The 7038-nt window shown below is 68.5% G+C and carries 7 protein-coding genes and 1 pseudogene; 1 reads left to right on the top strand and 7 read right to left on the bottom strand.

Annotated elements, in window-relative coordinates; all coding sequences use genetic code 11:
• The 3 genes and pseudogenes from ACJ73U_RS27480 to ACJ73U_RS27470 form a co-directional block, all read right to left on the bottom strand.
• Window positions 1-864, bottom strand: an 864-nt coding sequence (locus ACJ73U_RS27480) for an AAA family ATPase (RefSeq protein WP_407780615.1), incomplete at its 3' end; no start/stop codon positions are given.
• 553 nt (window positions 865-1417) lie between these two features.
• Window positions 1418-1636: pseudogene (locus ACJ73U_RS27475) on the bottom strand (transposase); the annotation flags it as partial.
• A 221-nt stretch (window positions 1637-1857) separates the two neighbouring features.
• Window positions 1858-2991, bottom strand: coding sequence for an epoxide hydrolase family protein (locus ACJ73U_RS27470; protein ID WP_407780614.1), 1134 nt, complete (start codon window positions 2989-2991; stop codon window positions 1858-1860).
• A 60-nt stretch (window positions 2992-3051) separates the two neighbouring features.
• On the opposite strand from ACJ73U_RS27470, the gene ACJ73U_RS27465 reads away from it, so the two are divergent.
• Window positions 3052-3999: a helix-turn-helix transcriptional regulator gene (locus tag ACJ73U_RS27465; protein WP_407780613.1), complete on the top strand. Its 948-nt coding sequence runs from the start codon at window positions 3052-3054 to the stop codon at window positions 3997-3999.
• 1170 nt (window positions 4000-5169) lie between these two features.
• On the opposite strand, the gene ACJ73U_RS27460 is transcribed toward ACJ73U_RS27465, so the two are convergent.
• The 4 genes from ACJ73U_RS27460 to ACJ73U_RS27445 all read right to left on the bottom strand — a co-directional run.
• Window positions 5170-5964: a class I SAM-dependent methyltransferase gene (locus ACJ73U_RS27460; protein ID WP_407780612.1), complete on the bottom strand. Its 795-nt coding sequence runs from the start codon at window positions 5962-5964 to the stop codon at window positions 5170-5172.
• A complete protein-coding gene (locus ACJ73U_RS27455) occupies window positions 5961-6392 on the bottom strand; it encodes a lasso peptide biosynthesis B2 protein (RefSeq protein WP_407780611.1) in 432 nt (143 codons plus the stop codon). The genes ACJ73U_RS27460 and ACJ73U_RS27455 overlap by 4 nt, the downstream gene beginning before the upstream one ends.
• Before the next feature lie 12 nt (window positions 6393-6404).
• Window positions 6405-6662, bottom strand: a complete 258-nt coding sequence (locus ACJ73U_RS27450; RefSeq protein WP_407780610.1) for a lasso peptide biosynthesis PqqD family chaperone — start codon at window positions 6660-6662, stop codon at window positions 6405-6407.
• Window positions 6653-7038: asparagine synthase-related protein (locus ACJ73U_RS27445; protein ID WP_407780609.1), on the bottom strand; the 386-nt coding region annotated here is incomplete at its 5' end. The genes ACJ73U_RS27450 and ACJ73U_RS27445, both read right to left, overlap by 10 nt.

The raw sequence follows: 7038 nt of genomic DNA, 5'->3' as shown, positions 1-7038 counted from the left end.
CAGGTATCCGACCTGCCGCGTCAGCTCACCGACGGCGGCAGACCGCGGATCGCCGGTGCCCGCCGCGCGGACGAACAGCTCGCCGGCCTCGGTCGGGGACAGTATTTCCAGGGGCATCATCACAGCTCCGTCGAGCGCGGTCAGCCGGCGGCGCGCGGTGATCAGGACGCAGGCGCCGGAGGCGCCCGGCAGCAGGAGTCTGACCTGCTCGTGGCCGACCGCGTTGTCCAGGACGACGAGTATTCTCCTGCTCGCCAGCCTGTCGCGCCACAGCGCCGCGCGCTGGTCCAGGTTCCGGGGTACGGCACCAGGTTCGACTCCGACCGCGGACAGCAGCGCCTGCAGGGCGTCGGTCGGGCTGACCGGCGATTGCCCGGCGGTGTGCGCGTGCAGGTCCAGGAACAGTTGGCCGTCGGGAAAGCTCCCGACCAGCCGATGAGCGGCGCGCACCGCCAACGCCGTCTTGCCGACACCGGCCATGCCGTCGATCGCGATGATGCCGACCGTGCCGGCCGACTTCGCCGACGTGATGGCGTGGGTCAGGTGCTTGAGTTCGCGTTCGCGGCCGGTGAACGTGGCGATGTCGTGGGGCAGTGTTCTGGCCGCCGCGACCGCCGCCGGCGCCGTCCGCCGGACGTGCCGCCCGATGGCGTCCAGCTGCCCCTCGAGCTCCGCGTGTCTGCGTTGCCAGACCGCGAGGTCCGTCGCCATCGGCGGCAGTGTGCGCGATGCCGCCCGTGCCAGGTTCGAACACGCCGTCACGAACTCGGCGACCAGGCCCCAGTCCGGCGCGGTGGTGATTTTTGCCGTCAGTACGTCGGAAAGCGTTGAGATACCCGGCTTGCGCGACATTTCGACACGCACCGCCGCGAGCGGAGGCTGGCCTGCGGCCCGTCGCAGCTCGCGCAGTGAAGCACAGAAGGCGGCCAGCGGTTCCGCGATCGGCCGGGAACGCGCCACTCCGAGTCCTCCTCACCGTCGCGGGCGTATTCGGTCCCGTATGCGGTCGAAGCCGGTGGACCTCCGTCGAGTTCCGGTGGTTTTCGGACTCATCCGGGATCACTTCTGTCGTTTGAGAAGATTCGCACACTATTGGCATGAGAACAACGATCACGCTGCTCCTCGCGGCCAGCGCCTCCACCGGTGCCGTCCCATCGCTGGTCATCGGCGGACTCGCGCTCTTCTTCTGCGCCGGTGTCGCGTTGCCCGCGATCTGGTCGACACGCACCTGGCGGAGGAAGGCGGCGTTCGACGTGCTCCGCCTGTTTTCCCGCCCTGGCCACAATCCGATCACGGCCACGCCGCGGCTCGTCCGCGATTGTGGTCCGCGCGCCGTCGATCGCGCAGCCACCGGAGCCGGTCCCGGTAGCGGCTGTTGTCGGTCCGCACGGGGGTAGTGTCCCCGCGACGCGTGTTGCCGCTTGAGGATCAAGTTCTCCCGCTCGAGATCCTTCAACCGCTTCGCATCATCAGCCTTCAACCCATCAAACTGGTCACGCCACCGATGCTAGGTTTGCTCCGAAACGCCCAGCTCGCGGCACACCGCCGCCCCGTCCTTGCCCCTGGCCAACAACCGATCCGCCGTCATTAACTTCCGCACAACCTGCTCCGATGAATGCCGCTTCCTCGTCACCATGCTCATCGAGCCTTCCTGCCCGTCTCGGGCGTCCAGACTCTTATTCGGACCAACGAAACGGGGTCAGGCCAGGGTCAATCCGATCACTGGTTGGCGGGCGGTCGTGTCGCGTGCCAGTTAGGCGTCGGCCGGGTTCTCAGGCTTTCCGGCCTTCTCGTTCCAACTCGGCGGCGTCGGCCGAGCCCGCGCTGCCGACTCGGCCTACCGCCGATTCTGTGCTGTCAACGCTGTGCGGCGAAGAATGTGCGGATGTCGTCCACCACGACTTCGGGAACCTCGAGCGCGGCGAAGTGGCCGCCCTCCTTGAAACGGCTCCAGTGCACGATGTTGGAGTTGTCCCGTGCCGCGAACACCTTGATGGTCTGGAAGTCGTCGGCGAACACGGCCACGCCGGTCGGGGCGGCGTTGACCGGTGCCGGCTCGTCGGTGGCGGCGGTCGCGTTGTCGAAGTAGGACCGACTCATGCCCGCGGCGGCGTTCGCGAACCAGGCGACGGACACCTCGGTGAGGATCGTCTCCAGCGGCACCAGGGAAGTGCCGTTGCCGAAGGAGTTGAACAGTTCGCTGTAGGCGAGCAGCCCGACCGGTGAATCGCTGAGACCGGCCGCGATCGTCTGCGGTCTGCTGGCGTTCATGGTGTTGTAGCCGCCGACTTTCTGGAACCACTGCATGTGCGCCAAACCGGCGTGGTCCCGCGGCTCGAGCCGTTCGAACTCCGCGGGGTCGCCCGACGGGAAGGAGAACAGCTGCAACACGTGCAGCCCCAGGAAACCCTCCGGGTCGAGGATGCCGAGTTCGCGGGCGACCAGCGCGCCGTGGTCGGAGCCGTGGGCGCCGTAGCGCTGGTAGCCGAGCCTGCGCATGAGGGTGTCGTAGGCGCGGGCCACCCGGGCGGTCGTCCAGCCTGGTTCGGCGACCGGGTTGGAGAAGCCGAAACCGGGCGCGTCCGGCACCACGACGTGGAACGCGTCCTCGGCACGCCCACCATGGGCGACGGGGTCGGTGAGCCGATCGATCAGGTCGAGATAGTCGACCGACGAACCGGGATAGGTGTGCGCCAGCAGCAGTGGCGTCGCGCCGGCGTGCGGCGACTCGACGTGGATGAAGTGGATCGGCTGGTTCTCGATCTCGGTGGTGAAGTGCGGGTAGGAGTTGATGCGCTCCTCGGCGGCGCGCCAGTCGAACGCACGCCATGCCGCCACGGCCTCGCGGAGGTAGTGGTTGGGGGTGCCGTGCTCCCACGTGTCGCCCGGTGCCGGCTGCGGCAGGCGGGTGCGGTCGAGGCGGTCGGTCAGGTCGTTGAGCTCGGCCTCGGTGACCTCGATGCGGAAGGGGCGGATGTCCGTGTTCGTCATGCCGCAGACGCTAAAGTGTCTATAGGAAAGATTCGTTCCTATTTGGTGAGGGTTGCTGAAGTGACAGCGGACACATCGGCACGGCTCCTGGCGCTTCTCGGGCTGCTCCAGTCGCGTCCGTCGTGGAACGGCACCGAACTCGCCGACCGGCTGGGCGTCACGACCCGCACCATCCGCAACGACGTGGAGCGCCTCCGCGTGCTCGACTACCCCGTCGAGGCCACCCGCGGCGCGACGGGCGGCTACCGACTCGGCGCGGGCGGCAAGCTCCCGCCGCTGCTCCTGGACGACGAGGAGGCCGTGGCCGTGACGATCGGGTTACGCGCCGGCCGGGGCATCGCCGGGCTCGAGACCTCCAGCGCCCGCGCGCTGGCCAAGCTCGAACAGGTCCTGCCGCCACGCCTGCGGCCGACGGTGGAGGCGCTGGCCTCGGTCGTCGACCACGCACCGGAGAACACCGGCACCGACGCCCCGGACCCCGAAGTCGACCCCGCCGTGCTTCGCACCATCGCCACCGCGATCCACGACGTCGAGTGGTTCCGCTTCGACTACCGGGACACCTCGCGACTCGTCGAGCCCTACCGCCTGCTCGCCTGGCAGCGACGCTGGTTTCTCGTGGCCCGCGACCCGTCCAGCGGCGAGTGGGACGTCTACCGCGCCGACTGGATCACGCCACGCATGCGCACCCACCGCCGCTTCGCCCCCGCCACCCTCCCCGACGACGACTACACGACCTTCACCATGCGCCGCGTCGCGTCCAGCGGATGGCAGGTCCACGCACGCCTGCGGATCGACGCCCCCGCCCACGCCGTCCTCGGCCGGATCAACCCGACCGTCGGAGTGGTCGAAGCAATCAGCGAAACCACCTCGGTCCTGGCCACCGGCGCCGACTCCCTGGACACGATCGCGGCCTACATCGGCATGCTGGGCATGGACTTCACCGTCGAGTCACCCCTCGAGCTCCGGGCACTGCTGCACGCCCTCGCGGAACGCTACGCCCGCGCCTGACCCCCGCTGAGGACCAGTCGTCGGCCAAGTCCTGGCTTTGGCGAGTCGGCCGAGTGCGGTGGGGGCTGACTCGCAATCCTTGTCGGGAGGAGGTGATCTGTTCAGGCGCGATCGCCGATGGTCCATCCGGGGCCCGTCTCTCACGGGCGCTCAGGTCAATGGGGTGGTGACGATGATGGCGGGGCCGCTGGTGCCGGTGACGCCCTGCGGGGGTGAGGCATTGCGCGGGTGTCGTGTTGAGCAGGGCGGCGGTCATGACCACGGTGGCGCCGGTGAACGACCCCGCGGTCACCGTGCCCTGGCAGACCGGCGAATGGTCACCGTTGCGTCGCCTGTTCTGAACGAGCAGGGCGAAGCGCTGGCGGTGACCGAACCAACGGGTTTTCATAAACCGGCCGACCTTGCGTCCGCCATTCTTCCCATCGCTGGCGCGGCTTGCGTGACAACGAGTGTGGCGAGACCCGGTGACAGACAACATGGACGACCCGCTGGTGATCGAGACGAGGAGCAAGCCGATCGATGCCAGCGCGAAGACCGGGTGCAACGTCATTTCCGCGGACCGACTCACGTCCACCTCTCGTCAGTTGCGACTCTGCGAGGCTTCGAAGCTTCCCCTGAGCGTAGGCGTCTCATAGCCCCGGTGGTCGACGTGTTCCACCCGGCGGCACAGACGAGCACGATGGATTATCGCCCGCCGGTCGGCCAACCCGGCACAGCGACGACAGGGAGAAGCCTGATGACTGCACTTCGGCCGCATCCGCCGGTGCTGAGCTGATTTCTCGAATGGTATCCGCGGTGAACGCCGATCGTGGGGTGCGGTAAACCCGTCCCCTACGAGACGGTCCGCACCAACGCACTGGCACCGTGGCTGCCCGGGCACCAGCGGCGCGTCACCTGGCTCCTCGACGGGCAGAGCGTGATGCCAACGACTGGACGGCATCCTTCACGAGTACCACCACGCCGTCTGACCTGCACGGATGACATTTGCGGCAAGCACAACACCCTGAGGCTCTTGGGGCGGTTCCTTGTCCGGCGCGCCGCGGTGTTCCAGGTCATCACGCGCATGCTCGGGAAGATTACCGCCCACCACGCCAGCCGCCGCCGGCTGCTTGGTGATCAGGCAACCACCCCCTGACAAGCCCGTGAACCCGAGCCAGTACCCGCCACGTGCTACGAAGGTTTCGCGGCCCGATACATGATCATGTGCCGGTCCATCGCGATACCGCCGCCGGCGTGCATCCGTCGGGCACCGGAGAGGAACCTGCGGCGAAACTCCTCGGCCCGGTCACGGGGTTGCCGGACCACCGCCCCCGTCGACTCCGCCATCGGCAGCCGTGCGGCGAACAGCTCCCAGAGCGCCAGTGGCCCGGCGATCGGGACGGGCAGGTGGAAGTCCCGCCGGTTCTGCCCGGTGAAACCGGTTCCCGCGAGCAGCGTCGGTATGTCCACAGTGGCTTCTGGCGGTGTGTCTTCCTGGATCGCTGTCGGGTAGAACTCCTGTGCGAGGTCGACGAGCCACTGCCAACGCTCGCGGTGGGGAAGCAGGCCCGGTACGGACAGGGCCACCACGCCGCCCGGCCGGAGCACACGCCGCGTCTCGGCCAGCGCAGCGGCCGGGTCGGACAGCAGGTCGAGCACGAATCCCGCGGTCACCACGTCGAACTCACCGTCGGCGAAGTCGAACCGGTGCGCGTCCATTCGCGACACCGTGATCCCCGGGAAGTCCTCGCGCAGCTGGGTGACCATGCTCGGCGCGGCGTCGATGGCCGTGACCGCGCAACCGCGGGCGGCCGCCTGCCCGGCCACCGCGCCTCGGCCGGCGCCGACGTCGAGTAGCCGGGCGCCCGGCGGCGGGTCGGCGTAGTCGAGCAGTTGCCGGCCGAACTCGACCGTCGCCGGGTCCATCTCCTGATAGATCTGCGCGTTCTGTTCGTACCACTGCCAGGACTGCGTGGTGTGTGTCATGGTATGTCTCCGTGCGGCACGGTGAAGAACGTGCGGAAGTAGTCGGGTGGGTATTCCTCGCCGATCACGACACCGTCGACTTCCACCCACGCGTGAGCGTAGAACGGGGCGAGGCGGCGCGCGCCGAGGCACCACGTGGGCCAGTACCCGTACGACCGGCACAGCAGAACCGTTGCCAGCGAACGGATCAGGCATCCTTCGCGACCGGCGCAGGCCAGGCTCACGGACACCACGGCCTGCCGTGCGTCCGACGCCTCTCCCGCGGTGGCAGGGCGGGCGCCGCGCCGCAACCACGTCAGCACGGCACGGATCCGTTTCGGCGGCCTGCGGGCCAACAGCCGGGCCGCCGCGACCGCCACCCGAACCCTCGTGCGGCGCAGGAGCGGAACCGCACGCGGATCGTGGAAGATCGCCTCGGGACTGGTCATGGGGCCGGCCTCCTAACCTTCGACCATTCGCGTCGTACGTAGGTGTGTGAGCAGGTCCTCGACGTCCTGCGCCGCCTCAGCGAGCTCCACGGCGTATTCCTCGGTGAGTGCTTGTGCTGCCTGTCCCGCCGTTCCTCCCGACAGGAGAGTGCGCAGTACCAGCGCACCGCTCTCGTTGAGGTCGAAGTACCGGCCACTCTCTCCGTCGAGTAGGACGATCCCGTACTCGGTCTCGGCTTCGAACACGGTGGGTCGGAGTTTCAGTGCCACGACGGCCTCCTCGTCCGGACTTGCGGTGCGGAGTTTCGTTCCAGCGCACGTAGCCAGATCTCGCACGCCAGGGTCGGGTACAAGGCGCTGAATTCCAGCCGCGTTGGCAGTGGCCGGCGGCAGACCTCACGCAGGGCGGCCGCGTCGATCACCCCGAGCCGCCCGAGTCGGGAGTCCTCGCACAGGGCGAGGATGTCCGCGCGGTTTTCCCGGAACCCGACCTCGACCTCGTGTGAGCCGATGGCCTTCGTCTGCCGGTCAAGGCTTTGGTCTGGCACGATGCCTCTCATCGCCGCCGCGGCGACGGCTTTGTACCGCCACGGCGTCACTCGCTCCTCGGGGCGGACCGACAGCCCTGCCTCGATTACGTGGTCGT

The sequence above is a fragment of the Actinophytocola sp. genome (assembly GCF_045807065.1).
Classification (GTDB): domain Bacteria; phylum Actinomycetota; class Actinomycetes; order Mycobacteriales; family Pseudonocardiaceae; genus Actinophytocola.
The sequence above is the reverse complement of the archived record's forward strand: the minus strand, read 5'-3'. Positions and strand labels throughout refer to the sequence as shown.